A 16,032-nucleotide genomic window follows, 5' to 3' on the forward strand; every position below is an offset into this window, starting at 1 on the left:
CTTTTTTTAGAAAAAGAAAAAAGGATGCCGTTTCAATCCTTAACGTAAAAAAAAACAATTTTTACTTATTTTCATTTAGTTATAGCTAAGTGTTTCAATGGAAGACTTTTTAAGAACAATAAAATTAATTGATACTTTCTCTACTACTTTGAATGTGTCTAGGTCCAAGTTTACTTCAGCTTTGCGTAATAATGTTGATGAAGCAGATATTGATGGATTGCTTTCTGGTGCATTTGAAGCATTTTCCTCAAGCGATAATATATTTACAGGTTCTGTTAATCAGAATGGCTTTAAGATAAGAAAAAGAAAACGTGCTTTTGAAAGTACTTTTATAAAAGCAACGGCAGAAGGTAAGCTTATTGAAAAAGGAGGTGCATTGGAAATTGATGTCCAAATTAATACTTCTAATAACCATATGATTTTGTTTTTTGGAGTTTTGACGATATTCTTTTTTATGGCTTTTAGTTTGTTAATAATTCGAGCTTTTTTTTTAGATAATGAATTTTCAACAATAATAAAAATAGTCCCAATTGTAGGTATTTTTATTCTCGCCCTATTTATGTTTGGAATTCCGTATTTAATTATGAAAAATGGCGTACAACATATAAAACAAGATTTAGAAAGAGAATTTCATTTTATCATAAGTAAATCTAATACTCTAAAATGATAGTTACACCATTAGATTCCGCAATATTAGATTCCAAAGAACAATATGTGTTTTATCACAAAATGATAGATTTCACATTAAAGGAACTTATATATGCTGTTCAAGAAAAACAAATTTTAAACCAACAAGAAGTCTTGCTGTTTAAGCAATACAGTGATTTGCTATTATATTCAATCGAGGCAATGCGTGTAAAATACATGTATGACGACGAGGAAAATATGAAAGTTGATTTAACCGATTCTGGTTTTCCAAACTATTTAGAATTTAGATATTTATTTAACGATTTAGAATTACGTGAAGAATACCTAGGAAAACTTACCAATACAGATGTCCTAAAAGAAGAATTTTTAGACACATTAATGCGAAAAAAAGAGCCTATCCCTAAACGTAAACTCTTTCAAGCAGCTTCAATTGTTTATTATACATCAGCTAAAAAAGAATATATTTTCAATCGTTTTGTACAAGGTAAAATATTACCAGCACCAGAAGGCTCTGAAGAAGAATACTTAGTTAGTTGGAGTTTCTATGATGTGTCTCATAACAGACCATACATTTGTTACATGTATTTTGATTATGATGGTAAAAATGTAGAAGATTATAAAGATGAAATTTATTCTATCCTTAAAAATGCAGCTGATCGCGATATGAATTTAGATACCATGGCTTACGCTATAGATAAACGATTACCAAAAGTATTTCCAAAACGTATAAGACGAGTAGACTTAGGACCTTTACATAATGTTTTTGCAAAGGACGAGAATAAAGTAACACATACCATATTACAAAGTATCGCAAACAAAGAGATTCCTTTAGAGTCTTATGCAATTTCTTTTAAAATAGATGAATTGAAATCTGGTAGTGAATTTAAAGAAGGTAGCTTTTTTAGTAAACAAACGTTTCAACGTTGGGATGCTATTTTTAGACAACGTTACGTTTTTGCACCACATAGAATTATTCAATTACTATATAATAAAACACCAGAGATTATGAATAAATTGGCTTTGGCGCCAATTCAAATCTCTGAATTAAAAATGGATAAATAATGGTTTAGTAGACTGTATACTAAAGACTAAATTAACGCAACAATAAGTCCGATAGCGTAAAAACTGAAGACTGCATACTGAAGACAAAAAATAAATGGAACACAACTCAACTTTCCCTATAAAACAAAATGAACTAGATATGCTTCGAGATGAAGCAACTACATATTTAAAATCTATTCAATGGGAGCAAAGTCAACGCGCAAAAAACAAAGATAACGACGCAAAAGATGAATCTATCTTATTGTATTTATCTCGAGCAAATAACGGAAGCAACGTTAATGTAACTTCAGTTTCAAAAACTATTTTGGCTTTAAAGAAACGTTTGTTGCCAGAATCTGTAGCACTTCCTATTTATTTAAATCAGACGTTGTTTGCTGTTCAAGAAGGATTAACACTTGGTATTTGGATTAAAGATAGCTTTTACGATGCGTCAGGTTTGTCTACGTTAAGCGAAAATAAATCGGCATTAGATAGTTCTGGTAGGCGTGAGTACGAAAGTAAAATGCACACATCAACGGCATTTATGTTGTTTTCTGCAGCTTATAAAATTCTTCATGATTTAAAACCACATGCTTCTGATGATTTATCTGTGATGAAGCAGAAGTTTGCAGGTATTCCGGAAGTGTCTTTACTGACACCTTTAAAGGGAATTTCTTGTCAATTATTTTATTATGATAAGTATTTAGGTCATCCTGATATTATAAAATCCGATAAAGATGTTATCGATTTTACGGTAGTTTATTTTGAAGCTTTAATAGATGAAATTCAACTTAGAAAAAGTAGTTTAGAATACACAGAAACTATTGTTGATAGAACTTACAAACTCGAAAATTCAGAGTTTGCCATTTCTGGTTGGGATAATGCTTTCTCTGGTACAGCAAAAAGTATTGAATTTAACAAAATTCAGTTTGAACAAATTGTAGGAAACAGAGATGCCAAGCATTTTGCACGTCGTTTAACGGAACGTTTACTAAGTTATGATATAGAAGCTAAGAAAAACCCATTCCAAGAACTAGGAGGATTTATGCCTGTTTTTATGGGTTACGGAATTCCTGGAACAGGTAAAAGTATGTTGATTGCAGCTATTGCAACACGGTTAAAAGAACATTCAGATAATTTAGATATTCCGTTTTTATTCCACCCAATGCCAGATACGTTGATTAGTACATTTCAAGGTGGTTCTGCAGAAAAAATGGTAGAGTGGATGAAGCCTTTGCAAGATCCAACAAAATTAATTTTTGCACCAATTGATGATGCAGAAAATAATTTACAAGAACGAACAGCTCAAGGTGTTTCTGCAGGTGTAAAAGAAGTGATTGGTGTATTTTTAAGATATACAGAAGGTGCTTATGCTGTAAATTACGGTAACAGTTCTATTGGCTTATTTACCAATTTACCAGAAATGTTGGATAAGGCTGTAATTTCTAGAGTACAAGGAAGATTTAAAATTGATGGAGCGCGCACTGAGCACGATTTTGTTGATCAAGATTACATTTGGTGGAAGAAGTTACAAGACACAATGCCTGATTTTGTGAACATGAATGATCCTGAGGTATATAAATATTTATCGGATCAAGGATTGGCCAACAGTATGGGAGAAATTCTTAATGCTATAGAAAAACCTTCTGAAGCAAGAGTTCATGATACGTTTGATAAAGTTGAAAAACTGCATCAGAATACTGACCACATGTTTTATGCAGCTTTATATAAAGAGATTCAGAAAATATTTCCGTTTTTCTCTTCAAGAGATGTTAGAAACATTCAATCTGCAATTTCATTACGACTTACGGATTTTGATTTAGAACAAGACTGGTTTGAAAACCCTGAAACCTATTTTAAAAAGGATTACGAAACTAAATTCAACATGCTTCAAGAATTAATGAAGTCTAATATGAAAGGTTTAAATTTTTCAGATATTAGAAGACAAGAAGTAATTAGATATTTAGATAACGTAGCAACCATTGCAGATACAGATTTTAAACGTAAAGTAGATGCTAGAGTAAATCAAATGAATATTGATACTAAGGCTCGCGAGCAGTTTGGGAATAAAAATTAATAATGGAAGACGACGTAAATAATGAAGTAAAGTTAGATAATTCGTCTAACAAACCTGTTAATAGTTGGTTACAGAGACTAAAGGATGAAAGCTGGGAAGCTGAGTTATTGGTGTCTGCAATAGCTATTTTTGGTACATTTCAATTATTTGATGTTGTAGAATGGGCAACAAATAAGTTTATTAATGTATTAAACCCTAGTCAATATTTAGTGGGTTATGCAATTGTTTTTCTTGGGCTATTTGCCATTAGCATTTTGGCATCCATGTTTGTAATTCATTTTATTCTTCGTGCGTATTGGATTGGGTTGGTGGGTTTAAATTCTGTTTTTCCAGATTATAGTATAGAAGACAGTGCTTATTCAAAAATATATACTGAGAAAATTCTGTCTATTCTTCCAAAATTAGAAGATTCCATAAAAAAGGTAGATGCATTATGTAGTGTTATTTTTTCTGCAGCATTTACGTTTTTATCAATGTATTTATATATGGCACTTTTTGCTTATGTGTATTTAATGATTTTTAATTTGTTGTCTAGTTATGTACCAACTTTAATTCTTTTAATTCCATTAGGTTTATTTATCGTAGCGATGTTATCTCAAATGGTAATTGGTATAGTTGCTAATTTGAAAAAAAATAAGGAAAAAGAAAACCTTCAGCTTTTATATTTCAAAGCTGTTAAATATGGTTCACTTATAATGATAGGACCTTTGTATAGGTCTATTCTTCAGATTACAATGATATTTGGTTCAAATTTTAAAAAGAATAAATCTCTAGCTTTTTTAATGATGTCTTTTTTAATTGTTGGGATGCCTTTGGCTGTTATTCAAATGAATAAAACTAACATTCCTTACTTAATTAAAAACGGACTTTCTGTTGAGTCAGATGCATTAAAAGTTAATCCTAATTATTACCAGTCTGAAAATTCTAATAGCACGTTTCTCTTAGCACCACAAATAGAATCAGATATAATAAAGTCTGAAGTAGTTAAAATATTTATACCCATTTTTGATAATGAAAAGAAAATGAGTGAGGAAACGTGTGATGCTTATATCGAAGATACCAACAAATCTAGGGTTGAACAGCGAAAGGAGCGTAGGTTGAATGCTCTAAACTGTTATCAGAAATACAATACGGTTTATTTAGATGATGGAAAAAAAGAGATTGACTTTTTAAAATATACGCACCCAATAACTAAACAATTTGGTATTATTGGCTATATGCCATTAAGCAATCAAAAGTTAGGAATGCATACTATAACTGTTAAGAAAGAATTTAGCCAAGATAATATAAGCACTTGGTCAATTCCATTTTATTATACACAAAACAATTAGATCTATCTAAAGGATAAATCATTATGAATAGTAATCTAAAAAGCATAAAAAAAACGACCCTCTCAAAAGAATGGGCAACATTAGATAGAATTGATTATGAATATCAATTTAAGAATGGTGATTGGAAATCTGTCTCTAGAGAATGTTATAATAGAGGTAATGGTGCAGCAATATTGTTGTACAATGCAAAAAAAGGCACTGTAATATTAACAAAACAATTCAGAATGCCAATTTATGAGAATACTAAAAGTGAAGCAATGTCCATTGAGGCTTGTGCTGGTGCTATTGATAATAATGATAACCCTTTAGAAACTATTATAAGAGAAACAGAAGAAGAAGTTGGTTACAAAATAAGTAATGCCAAACAAGTACTTACAGCATACACATCACCAGGAGCTTTAACTGAAAAAATGTATTTATTTGTTGCGGAATATAGTGATGCAATGCAAGTTAATGATGGAGGAGGATTAGAAAGTGAAAATGAAGAAATTGAAGTTTTAGAGCTTACGTTTTCTAAAGCTATAGAAATGATAAAAACAGAAGAGATTATTGATGCTAAAACGATTATGTTGTTGCAATATGCTCAAATCAATAATTTGATTGAATTATAATGAATAAACTAAAACAAGCCAACTTATACAGAAGCGAACTTATTTCTATCAGTGGAAAACTAGTTGAGCGTTACAACAAATGCTTAAAAACGCTTGGTTTTACAGAAACAAAACTAACATCATTTTATATTGATGGCATTGGTTGGAGCCCTGAGGTTGCGGAAGAAATGGAAAATATGCATTACCTAAATCATGGTGATGCTAATCCAAATGGTATAATCATATCACCTTTACAAAAGGGAAAACCTGTGTATTTGCCTTTTCATTCTTTTGATAAAGAAATGATGCAACATGTCTTTAGAACGCATGGTCAAAAAATTAATGATATCACAAGAGATTCTGCCATTTGCATAGATTTTGACCAGAATATTGATGTGTTTTATGAGCCATTAGACGTTTTAAAATATGATAGTATCAATATTAAATTCAGGCTTATTGATAATCTAGAACAGGTTCAGAAAGATCAATTAAAATTAGTTGATAAGTTTAAAACTGATAATAACTTTATAGACGAAGCAATACATCAGCAATTACTAGATTCGGCTAAAACTTATGGCGACTTACGAGAAAGAGATTTAAGCTTACATCCTTTACATTTTTCAACAGACTCGTTTTACACTAGGGCTTTTGGTGGTGTTTACTTGCTAAGAGATTTTATAAAACTTATTATTGTTTTTGAAGATGTGGAAGCTTATAAAGAAGCGATTAAAGATACCATACACGATGTTTTAATTTACCACATCGCACAACCAGAGCTAGTTGAGAAACTAAAGGATCACATTATTATTGAGTGCGATTTAGAATATATTGTAAAAACACCAAATTACGAACGTATTAAGAAATATGTACTTGCTCAATTTTTAAAAGATACAGCGCATCCTATTAAAGACATATTAAATGATAGTGTGTTGTTTAAAAGTTATTTGAATAAAATTGATATCAAGGAAAGAAAGCAAGTAATGAGTGTTGAGTTATATCTCGAAAAACTTGAGCGTAGCAATGCATATAAGATTGAAGATATAGTTGATCAATCGTTCTATTTTGCTTTGCATCAGCCACATTCGTCCTTGTCTTCTAATCATCGTGATTTAATTCATAAATTACTTATTAATATTGCTCCAAAGGATGTTTTATTCTTGTATTGGTATGATAAAGAGCAGTTTTATAAAAATTATGAAACTTGGGATGATTCATTTAAAGATTGGGTAATTGAAAGAATCCGTAACAATATATAATAATTTTAGACTAACTTTATAAGAACCTTAAACCAAAACTGATGTCACTAGAAATAATAGCATTTATAGCCTCAATTCTATTCGGAATTGTATTGTACTGGCGAGAATCTAAAAGCAATAAAGTATATCGCTTTTTCAACAAAATACTCTATTCTAAGGAATTACAAATGCCGCCAAATAGTAAAAAAGGATTTTTATACCAGCAATCTTTTTTAATGCGATTGGTATATGTAGCTGTACTTTTTCTAGCAGGTATCCTTATTGCAAGATTTTTAATTCCGATTGATTTAATGACAATTTCTTTATTTGCATCAAGCATGTTTGGGACATTATTAGGTACATATTTAGCTAACTTTGTGTTTAAATCTTCTGAAGTAATAGATGAAAAAGGTGATTCATTAATGGATGCTGTAAAAGAAACAGTAGAAAAAGGTAAAGATTTCATTCAAGAGTTAGAATCAAAAGATAAAAAGGGTGATGCTGAGACTTCGCGCGGAGTCGAGGAGTCTCAATCGGAAGCAAAACCCGAAGTTAACAAAACAAGTGCACGTGACCGATTGAAAGATAAGGGTCTTATGTAATATAAAATGTGGTCTTAAATTAGTTTTAAGACGATATTAATTAAAGAAATAAGTTTAAGGTTCTGATTTAAATTCAGAATTACAAAAAATACGAAATGATTAAAAAATACTGGAATAAAGGAGGAAAACAGAAAGCAATCACAATTTTTGTGGTTTTACTATTGTTAGTGTTATTGTTCTTTTTTAGAGACGATTATCAACCTGTTTTGTTATTTATACGTAAATACATTTTCATAATTATTATCAGTTTATTGGTTTTAATTTTGGGATTAAGAAAATTCAGAAAATCTGAAAGCGTAGGTGGTCGCTTAGGCATGTTAGCCTTGCTAATTATCTTTTTCGGAATATTATATGGTGTAGGTTGGCATTTAAAAATGTATGACTACATGAAAACTTATAATGTTTTCAACAGTTTAAACAAAGTTGAAATTAACGAATTGCCACTAACACAAAACGAACGTATTCAACCACTTAGAAATGTCTTTTCTATGGCCAATGAAAGTGTTGGTGAAACAAAAGATGTATCCTTACCTCATTTAGTAAGAATAGGTACTGAGAATAAATGGACAATGGCAATACAGCCAAGTGAAAAGTACGTCATGCAGCAAATGAGCGATAATACTGAAGAGGTATTTGCCGTGAGTAGTACAACACCGTTTCCTAGATTTTCTAATGAAAACCGTATTCCTGTTACATTTTCAATTGGAGAATCTTTAAAATTTAGTCGAAACACATACAATGCTGTTGTGCAACGTTTTAATCCTTGGATGCTTTTAAATTACGAACCAAGTGATACGTTTTACATGAAAAATGATGATGGCAAATGGGTAGAAGTTGTGAGTTTAATAAAATGGAAAGGCTTCTTTTTTCCTTATCCTTCTTTTGGAGGTGTTATGATTATTGATAGTGGTGAACACGATATGAATGATTATTTAGAACGTATCACTATTGGTAAAGGCACTTTTGTGAGTCCTGATGAAATTAAAAATTATCCGTTTTTAATGAAGCAAAACACGTTATCAGAAAAAGTATCCCAACTTGAAGCAGAATCTTTAAAATTTTTAGGTGGATTTAGCGATCCTTTACCTTGGAATATGGAAACAGCGGTTAAGATTCCGATGATGCCAAAAGACCAAAATCAACAACCTTATGTTACCGATTTTGATTTTGTAGGTTCAAATTCTGATGCATACAGTGGATTGTATCATTGGTTTGGATTAGAACCAGTAGGTAATGAGCGTACAAGTTTAAGTTATAGCGTATTTATTCCTGCTGACGGTACAGACAAATTATATTATTATGACCATGCTACTAAAAAACAAGGTTACGCAGGTGTTTCTGCTATGCCATTAAAGGTGAAAGAATCGCGTAAAGAATACGATTGGAGTGCAAGCACACCTGTTGAGTTTAGACCTTATATAAAAGAAATTGCGGGCAGAAAACGTATGTTTTTCTTAGGTACAATATCTTCTATTAGTTCTACTGACGCACAACAGTTTGATGGTTCTGCAACGCCAGATTTGGTTTTAATAGATAGTGAATATAGAGATGTAATTTGGATAGATGTTAAACATCCTAGTACCTGGGATGAGGAAGTATATAATCAACTTAATGAAGCTTGGAGAGCGAGTGAAGGTATTGGTTATTACTATAAAGAAGTGCCAAAAGATGAAGACATAATGGAGCAACAAATGGATTCTTTAATGAGTATTCCTAAAATTGATGATAATACGGATACAATTGATAAGTTACAACGTCAGATAGATTCTTTGAAGGCTGCTAAAGGTTTATAATTTACGATTCATTTTAAAAATATAAAGACCTGTCAGGATTTTAAAATCCTGACAGGTCTTTGATGTTAAGAGTATTTCAAAACCATGAATTATGGTTAACGAATCTATTTGATTTATCATTCTTAACATGCTTCGAAATCAACAAAACATGTAACAAATTCTCAGAATTATAGACTTATATTATAAAGAAGATATTATGGGTTTCATGGGTTTTGGCATGCAAAAATGGATTTATACGATGCGCCCACGTAAGCCATTTTCTATGCAGAGGAAAGGCTCATTCACTGCAGTGCCATCAAAAAGTAGAAAATTTAAACTACAACCATCAGAAAATAAAGGAAGTTGTAATTTAGCAATAGTTTTATTAATCATTTTCTCTTTATTGATAGGTTTAATGATTCCAAAATGGTCGGCTTATGAAAATAAGAGAATTAATGCAGAAATAGAATTTAGAGAATCTAGAAATAATACAGCATTTAATTTTTTAATTAAGTCGGGAAAAAATAGATTGAGTTCTGGAAAAATACACGGAGCATATTCTGAGTTTACCTTAGCTTTAAATTTAAAACCAAATAACAGGGAATTGAATAGTTTGTTATTAGAAACTTTAGAAATTCTTTGTTTTGATTATAACACGCATTGCGATGAATTAGAGGAGTTAGATTTTAATTAGTTAAAAATATAATAATCATAAAAGTATAAATTTGAGTTTCTACGAAAGAAAACGTTTAAAAGAAGAAAAGCTAAACATTGATTTTGAATCCGTGCATTGCCAAGACATCGGATTGTACGTTATTGGTAAATACCCAAGATTGCAGTTTGGTGGTTTAAATTTTTCAGATAGCTTAGATTGGAGTCATAATGCTAAAGCAACTATTAGATTAACCATTTTAAACTTAATTAATAATGGTGTTATTGAAGTTGTTAAAGTTTTAGATTCTAAAACTTATTTTTTTAAATTATTTAAAGGTTATTATACCAACTATTACTTTAAAATTACAGATTTACAAATAGATGAAGATTGGTTTTCAGTTTTAGTTTATAAATCAATAAATGAAGTAAATCAATCTGGTAGTCCTGATTTGACATTGTATATGGATAAAATAATTGAAAAATTGTTATATAAATATAACAGCTATAGTCATCCACCCAGTGCTTTTATAAAACAAATTCTAAGGACATATGCTAAGAAGTTTAAATGGATTGAATTGGTTAAAACTAAAAAGTTACTGGGATTAATTGATGATTTTAATCTAAAAGTTGAAGACATCTATATTCCACGAATAAGCATGCAACATAAATCTCTTACAGATATTGAGAACAATTTGTTACGCCAAAACAAGGATTACAAAGTTTTTTATAGAGCATTAAATAACAAAATAGATTATAGCTTTAGAAAAAGAAATAATGATGATTAATTAAAGTTCTAACAACATCTTTATATCAGAACGCAAATAAGGTGAATCTTTTTCTAGTTGTAATTCTACAAATCCATATTTTCGATATAAATAAATAGCATTTTCTAATTTTCTGTTAGAATAGAGTAGTAGTGTATTAAGATTTTGAGATTTACCAAAATCAATGCAATGTTGTAATAATTGTTGTCCTATTTTCTGCCCACGTTCCTCTGGTAAAACAGCCATTTTGGTTAATTCTAAAACACCATATTTTTCGGTAGGCATCAATGCTACAGTTCCAACGACATTATCTTCTTTAACAGCGAAGAATATAAAACCACCTTTATTAATAATGTATTTATCTGGTTGACTTAAAACGTCTTCGTCATAAGGTTCTACGTAAAAATACGTTTTTAACCACTCAATATTTAAATCATAGAAATCTTGTGTGTATTGTGGTTTAAAATCAATTATTTTAATTACCATTAGCTCTAATAAAATCAGTGATTAGGTAAGTAATTAGCTTTCCTACTTTGGACATTGTTTTTTTTGTTGGTGCAGCTTCGCAGATATGTAAATAAGAAGCATTTTCATGCTTTCCAAAATAATTAACAAACTGTCTGGCTTGTTTTACACTAAAACCACTAGGCGTCTTGGCACTACTCGGTATATTAATAATTGCATCACAATCTATTTCTATCCCGAATGATTTATCAGAAATATGGTCTAAAGCAGACTTCATTTCAGGTTTAAAATCAACTTCATTTCTAACTTCAATAGATTCGTGAGTATTGTACTTTATAGACTTTACTTTCTTCATCTTCTTTAACATGGTGTCAGAAGTATAGTTTTCATGTAATCCAAAGATGAAATAATTCTTTAAAAAGCCTTCAGCATAAGCATAACTAAATCCATTGCCACTATGTCTGCCTTCTTCAGCTCTAAAATCAGAATGTGCATCAAAATTAACCACATTTATTCGTTTATTTTTAGCAATAGCAGAACCTTTTATATTTCCGTAAGCATTGTTATGTCCTCCACCAATAACAATTGGGATTTTTCCTGCTTTAACAATAGAAGATACTACATTGGTTACATCTTGATCAATAGTTTCTACAAATTTGCGGACTTTAGAAAGTTCTTTCTTTTTAGATGTATCTAATGCAAGTAAAGCGTCGCGTTGTTCTGCATACTCTAAATGACCTAAGATTAGGACACGCTTTGCAGACGTAAAATTGTTACTTTGTATATTTAACAAAACTTTTAGAGTGGCTTCCCAAGCCATGTAAGTGCCTGTTTGTCCGAAGTTTCCGTAAACACCGATATCTTCTTTTATTCCAAATAAAACATAGTCAACGTCTAAATTAACAATATCATCGTATATGTTAGTGAGGTTAGGTATTAACTGAATATGTTCTCCAAATTTTGATTCTCCTTTACGTTTCTTTAAAAGATGTTGTTTTTCTTTTTCTGTAAATAAATTAAGATGATTCATTTGGATAAATTATTAAAATAATAGAATAAAAATACAGTTTTATTTAATTACTTTGATCTCAAATAAAATTTAAAACAACAATTAACAATACTTAAAACCAAACAATTTATGGAAGGTTCACAAAAATCAAACACAGGATTAAAAGTAGGCTTAGCAATATTAATTGTATTGTTCTTAGGAACTGCATTTTACACATCAAAGCTGTACAATGAAAAGAAAGAAAATGAAAAATTATTAGTTAGCGAAAAGCAACAAGTAATGAATAATTTTAATGATTTACTAAAAGATTATGATGAGGCAATTGCAGAAAGTGAAGTCAAAAATGTAGATCTAATTGCTGCAAGAGAACGTATTCAAGGTTTAATGGATTCTTTGAAAATATCTCAGAATAGTGTTAATAGTTTATGGAGATACAAAAAGAAGTACCAAGCGCTTGAAGAAGAAATGGAGATTTTATTAACTGAGAACGATCGTTTAAAAGTTGAGAACGAATATTTAGCAACGTCTTTAGATAGTACGCAAGTACAATTAGCAGAGCGTACAATGTTTACAGATTCTCTTTTAGTGCAAAACACGCAGTTATCTACTGTTGTTAAAGATGCAGCAGCATTACAGACTGTTGGATTAGTAGGAATGGGAGTAATTGAAAGAAGCAGTGGAAAACAAATCCCTACTGAAAGAGCAGGACGAAGCGATAAACTTAAAGTTTGTTTTACTGTTGCTAAAAATATGTTGACAGAAGCTGGTGATAAAGAATTATACGTACAGGTAATTGATCCTTTAAATAATGTATTGGGTGCAAATGATCAAATAAACTTTGATGATCAAGTTTTAAACTACAGCTTAATTAGTAGATTTAACTACGAAAACAGAAACTTAAGTATTTGCGAATATATAGATGAGTTAGAAGATTCTAAATTCGAAAAAGGTCGTTATAAAATAAATGTATTTAACGATAAGGCATTAATTTCTTCTTCAGAATTTACTTTGAAGTAAGGGTTGATATTAATTGATTGATAGCAAAAAATCCAGAAGTTCGCTTCTGGATTTTTTTTTGCTTTAAATTGTCTTAAAGTATATATGGTAATTATAGTAATTGACCATTTATAATTACTTGCTCAATAGGATTATGAGCAAAAGCATACGGAATCTCACTATAATGATTCATTGGTTTTGTAATGAGAAGGTTCGCTTTTTTACCTCTTGTAATACTTCCGTACATATTGCTAATTCCCATAGCGTAAGCACCATTTACTGTAGCTGCATTTATAGCTTCCTCTGGAGTCATTTTTAATTTTACACAAGCAGAGCTCACAATAAAATTCATGTTTCCGCTAGGAGCAGAGCCAGGATTGTAATCTGTAGCGATGGCTAACGGTAAACCAGCATCAATAATTTTTCTGGCTTGTGTATAAGGAATACTTAAAAAATAGGAGCAACCAGGTAATGCAACAGGTATAGTGTCGCTTCCTTCTAAAGCTTCAATATCTTTGTCGTTTAATTCTTCTAAATGATCTACAGATAAAGCGTTGTGTTTTACGCCAAGTGCAATACCGCCTAATATATTAAATTGATTAACATGAATTTTTGGTCGTAGATTATATGATTTTGCAGCCTCTAAGATGGCTTCTGTGTCTTTAATGTCAAAGTAGCCTTCTTCACAAAAGACATCTATAAAATGTGCAATGTTTAATTCGGCAGCTTGCGGAATTAATTTTTCAGTTATTAATTTTATATACTCTTGTTTTTTTGATTTGAATTCAGAAGGAATAGCATGAGCAGCTAGCAACGTAGGAATAATTACGGCTAAACTTTCTTGCTTAATACGTTTTATAACACGCAACATTTTTAATTCGGCTTCAACGGTTAACCCATATCCTGTTTTAATTTCTACAGCACCAGTTCCCATTGCAATTAATTCGTTTAATCGCTTAATCGATTGATTGTATAATTCATCTTCAGAGGTTTCTTGAAGTACTTTTGCCGAATTTAGAATACCACCTCCTTTGTTTGCTATTTCTTCATAAGACAAACCATTAATTCTATCTACAAATTCTGAAGTTCTATCTCCAGCATAAACGATATGTGTATGAGAGTCGCACCAAGATGGTAAAACAATTTTTCCAGTAGCATCGATAATAGTATTTGCTTCAATAGGTCTGTAATCTTCCATTTTGCCGTATTCAATAATAGTATCATGCTCAATGTAGACATACGCATTCTCAATCATAGAAAGCGTTTTCATTTCTTCACCTTTTAAAATGGTAACGTTAGACTCATGCGTTTGAAGGAGTTGTTTTATATTTAATATAAGGGTTGACATATTAGCTCGTGTTTTTGTAAAGATTGTTAAAATTTTGAACAAAAAAAAACGCTAATAACAATTTAAGAGCGTTTTTTTGATAATTTTTAAATAAAATCTTTATTCTTTAATGAATTTGGTAGATAATTTATCGTTTAATTTAATGGTGTAAATACCATTAGTTAAATTTGAAACATCTAGTTTTTCACCAACTGATAAAGCTTTAACTAAAACTTGTTTCCCTAATACATCATAAACAGTAACATTAACGTTACTATTGAAACCTTCAAAATTTAAAAAATCTTTTGTTGGGTTAGGAAATATTGAAATAGTCTGTAAATCTGAATTTGGTACACTAAGTACAATTTTCTGATTTTCGAAATAATTTAAATTATCGAGATTATATTCACAACTCGCAATATCTAAATCACCATCTCCATCAAAATCTTCTATGGCATATACAAATGCTTGACTTTGGGTGGCATCAATAACTTCTTCAGCAGCAAAACTTCCCGAACCATTATTTTTAAACCAAACAATATCATTACCAGCATTTGTTTTTCCACTACTTAATACGATATCTTTTAAGCCATCATTATCTAAATCTTTAAATAATGCTAACGCAGGATTGTTGATTGAAGTTGTAAAAACAGTTTCTGTAAAACCAGAACCATTATCTTCAAACCAATATAGATTTCCTGTAGGTCCATTTCCATAGGATACTTCAGTAGCCAAAATATCTAAATTAGCATCACCATCTATATCCTCAAAAGTAGCGCTGAACATACCAAATTTACCAGTTGCAACAGAAATAGCATCTTTTGTAAAAGATACGGTTCCAGATGGCACTAAATTATTTCTGAATATTTCAACAACATCTCCTGAGTAAACAGCGGTTACAACTAGAGCATCTAAATCACCATCTCCATCAATGTCCTTTAAGTTCACAACTCCAGGTGCGCTTAAAGTATTATCAATTTTTTCAGTTTCTAAAGTAAATGTTCCTGTTCCATTATTAGAGTACCAAATAACTTCACCACTATCATAAGCTGTAACTGCTACATCTATGAAGGTATCATTATTAATATCTCCAACATCGATACCTGAAGCACCAGACACACTATTAGAAATTACATTTTGAACTAAAAAGTTTCCTGCACCATCATTAGTAAACCATACAAGACGGTCATTATTATATGCTGTTGCTAAAATATCTAAGTAGCCATCATTGTTTAAATCTACAAGTTTTAAGCCTCCAATACCATCTAAAACATTAGAAACTAAAGTTTGAAGCGTAAAAGTGTTGTCACCATTATTTTTATACCATTCTATTGTGTTGCCGAGATTAGTAGCGATTACAATGTCTATAAAATTGTCACTGTCAATTAAACCAGTGTCAATAGAATAAGGCGCATCACCTGTCGCAGTATTAATAGTAACTTTAGGTAAAAACGTGGTTTGAGCAAAAGAAAAAGCACTAATTAAAGCAATAGCAAAAAATAATTTGTGTTTCATATAATA

General features: G+C 30.6%; 15 protein-coding genes. 11 read left to right on the plus strand and 4 right to left on the minus strand.

Annotation, left to right across the window (positions count from 1 at the left end; translation table 11 throughout):
• The first annotated feature begins 97 nt into the window (after positions 1-97).
• The 10 genes from Q0807_RS10600 to Q0807_RS10645 all read left to right on the plus strand — a co-directional run bounded on the left by Q0807_RS10600 (position 98) and on the right by Q0807_RS10645 (position 10,735).
• Positions 98-667: a hypothetical protein gene (locus tag Q0807_RS10600; protein ID WP_115816712.1), complete on the plus strand. Its 570-nt coding sequence runs from the start codon at positions 98-100 to the stop codon at positions 665-667.
• Positions 664-1,710 carry a hypothetical protein gene (locus tag Q0807_RS10605; protein WP_115816711.1) on the plus strand — a complete coding sequence of 349 codons (1,047 nt, stop codon included), beginning with the start codon at positions 664-666 and terminating at the stop codon, positions 1,708-1,710. The genes Q0807_RS10600 and Q0807_RS10605 overlap by 4 nt, the downstream gene beginning before the upstream one ends.
• 94 nt (positions 1,711-1,804) lie before the next feature.
• On the plus strand, positions 1,805-3,766 hold the full coding sequence (locus Q0807_RS10610; protein WP_299109545.1) for an AAA family ATPase: 1,962 nt from the start codon (positions 1,805-1,807) through the stop codon (positions 3,764-3,766).
• 2 nt (positions 3,767-3,768) lie between these two features.
• On the plus strand, positions 3,769-5,097 hold the full coding sequence (locus tag Q0807_RS10615) for a hypothetical protein (protein WP_115816709.1): 1,329 nt from the start codon (positions 3,769-3,771) through the stop codon (positions 5,095-5,097).
• A 23-nt stretch (positions 5,098-5,120) separates the two neighbouring features.
• A complete protein-coding gene (locus tag Q0807_RS10620) occupies positions 5,121-5,708 on the plus strand; it encodes an NUDIX domain-containing protein (protein ID WP_115816708.1) in 588 nt (195 codons plus the stop codon).
• Positions 5,708-6,943: a DUF6638 family protein gene (locus Q0807_RS10625; protein WP_299109553.1), complete on the plus strand. Its 1,236-nt coding sequence runs from the start codon at positions 5,708-5,710 to the stop codon at positions 6,941-6,943. The genes Q0807_RS10620 and Q0807_RS10625 overlap by 1 nt, the downstream gene beginning before the upstream one ends.
• Before the next feature lie 41 nt (positions 6,944-6,984).
• Entirely contained in the window at positions 6,985-7,524 is a 540-nt protein-coding gene (locus Q0807_RS10630) for a hypothetical protein (protein WP_299109556.1), read from the plus strand.
• A 95-nt stretch (positions 7,525-7,619) separates the two neighbouring features.
• Positions 7,620-9,317 (plus strand): hypothetical protein, encoded by a 1,698-nt coding sequence (locus Q0807_RS10635; protein ID WP_299109558.1) that lies wholly within the window; start codon positions 7,620-7,622, stop codon positions 9,315-9,317.
• 196 nt (positions 9,318-9,513) lie between these two features.
• Positions 9,514-9,990, plus strand: coding sequence for a hypothetical protein (locus tag Q0807_RS10640; RefSeq protein WP_299109560.1), 477 nt, complete (start codon positions 9,514-9,516; stop codon positions 9,988-9,990).
• A 31-nt stretch (positions 9,991-10,021) separates the two neighbouring features.
• On the plus strand, positions 10,022-10,735 hold the full coding sequence (locus tag Q0807_RS10645) for a hypothetical protein (RefSeq protein ID WP_299109562.1): 714 nt from the start codon (positions 10,022-10,024) through the stop codon (positions 10,733-10,735).
• On the opposite strand, the gene Q0807_RS10650 is transcribed toward Q0807_RS10645, so the two are convergent.
• Positions 10,736-11,200, minus strand: coding sequence for a GNAT family N-acetyltransferase (locus Q0807_RS10650; protein WP_299109564.1), 465 nt, complete (start codon positions 11,198-11,200; stop codon positions 10,736-10,738).
• Complete coding sequence (locus Q0807_RS10655; protein WP_299109566.1) at positions 11,190-12,209, minus strand: formimidoylglutamase; 1,020 nt, start codon at positions 12,207-12,209, stop codon at positions 11,190-11,192. Before Q0807_RS10655 ends, Q0807_RS10650 begins: the two co-directional genes overlap by 11 nt.
• Before the next feature lie 108 nt (positions 12,210-12,317).
• Between Q0807_RS10655 and Q0807_RS10660 the strand changes: the two genes are divergently transcribed.
• Positions 12,318-13,205 (plus strand): chromosome partitioning protein ParA, encoded by an 888-nt coding sequence (locus Q0807_RS10660; RefSeq protein WP_299109569.1) that lies wholly within the window; start codon positions 12,318-12,320, stop codon positions 13,203-13,205.
• A gap of 91 nt (positions 13,206-13,296) precedes the next feature.
• On the opposite strand, the gene hutI is transcribed toward Q0807_RS10660, so the two are convergent.
• Both hutI and Q0807_RS10670 read right to left on the minus strand, forming a co-directional pair.
• Positions 13,297-14,532, minus strand: coding sequence for an imidazolonepropionase (gene hutI / locus Q0807_RS10665; protein ID WP_299109571.1), 1,236 nt, complete (start codon positions 14,530-14,532; stop codon positions 13,297-13,299).
• Positions 14,533-14,631: 99 nt separating this feature from the next.
• A complete protein-coding gene (locus tag Q0807_RS10670) occupies positions 14,632-16,026 on the minus strand; it encodes a T9SS type A sorting domain-containing protein (RefSeq protein WP_299109573.1) in 1,395 nt (464 codons plus the stop codon).
• Positions 16,027-16,032: the final 6 nt, after the last annotated feature.

Origin of the sequence: uncultured Winogradskyella sp., from assembly GCF_947495255.1 — a bacterium.
GTDB lineage: Bacteria > Bacteroidota > Bacteroidia > Flavobacteriales > Flavobacteriaceae > Winogradskyella.

Coding starts and splice junctions, on each gene's coding strand:
- Q0807_RS10620 (WP_115816708.1), top strand. CDS start 5,121: ATGAATAGTAATCTAAAAAGCATAAAAAAAACGACCCTCTCAAAAGAA.
- Q0807_RS10660 (WP_299109569.1), top strand. CDS start 12,318: ATGGAAGGTTCACAAAAATCAAACACAGGATTAAAAGTAGGCTTAGCA.
- Q0807_RS10625 (WP_299109553.1), top strand. CDS start 5,708: ATGAATAAACTAAAACAAGCCAACTTATACAGAAGCGAACTTATTTCT.
- Q0807_RS10650 (WP_299109564.1), bottom strand. CDS start 11,200: ATGGTAATTAAAATAATTGATTTTAAACCACAATACACACAAGATTTC.
- Q0807_RS10640 (WP_299109560.1), top strand. CDS start 9,514: ATGGGTTTCATGGGTTTTGGCATGCAAAAATGGATTTATACGATGCGC.
- Q0807_RS10655 (WP_299109566.1), bottom strand. CDS start 12,209: ATGAATCATCTTAATTTATTTACAGAAAAAGAAAAACAACATCTTTTA.
- Q0807_RS10600 (WP_115816712.1), top strand. CDS start 98: ATGGAAGACTTTTTAAGAACAATAAAATTAATTGATACTTTCTCTACT.
- Q0807_RS10615 (WP_115816709.1), top strand. CDS start 3,769: ATGGAAGACGACGTAAATAATGAAGTAAAGTTAGATAATTCGTCTAAC.
- Q0807_RS10610 (WP_299109545.1), top strand. CDS start 1,805: ATGGAACACAACTCAACTTTCCCTATAAAACAAAATGAACTAGATATG.
- Q0807_RS10605 (WP_115816711.1), top strand. CDS start 664: ATGATAGTTACACCATTAGATTCCGCAATATTAGATTCCAAAGAACAA.
- Q0807_RS10670 (WP_299109573.1), bottom strand. CDS start 16,026: ATGAAACACAAATTATTTTTTGCTATTGCTTTAATTAGTGCTTTTTCT.
- Q0807_RS10635 (WP_299109558.1), top strand. CDS start 7,620: ATGATTAAAAAATACTGGAATAAAGGAGGAAAACAGAAAGCAATCACA.
- Q0807_RS10630 (WP_299109556.1), top strand. CDS start 6,985: ATGTCACTAGAAATAATAGCATTTATAGCCTCAATTCTATTCGGAATT.
- hutI (WP_299109571.1), bottom strand. CDS start 14,532: ATGTCAACCCTTATATTAAATATAAAACAACTCCTTCAAACGCATGAG.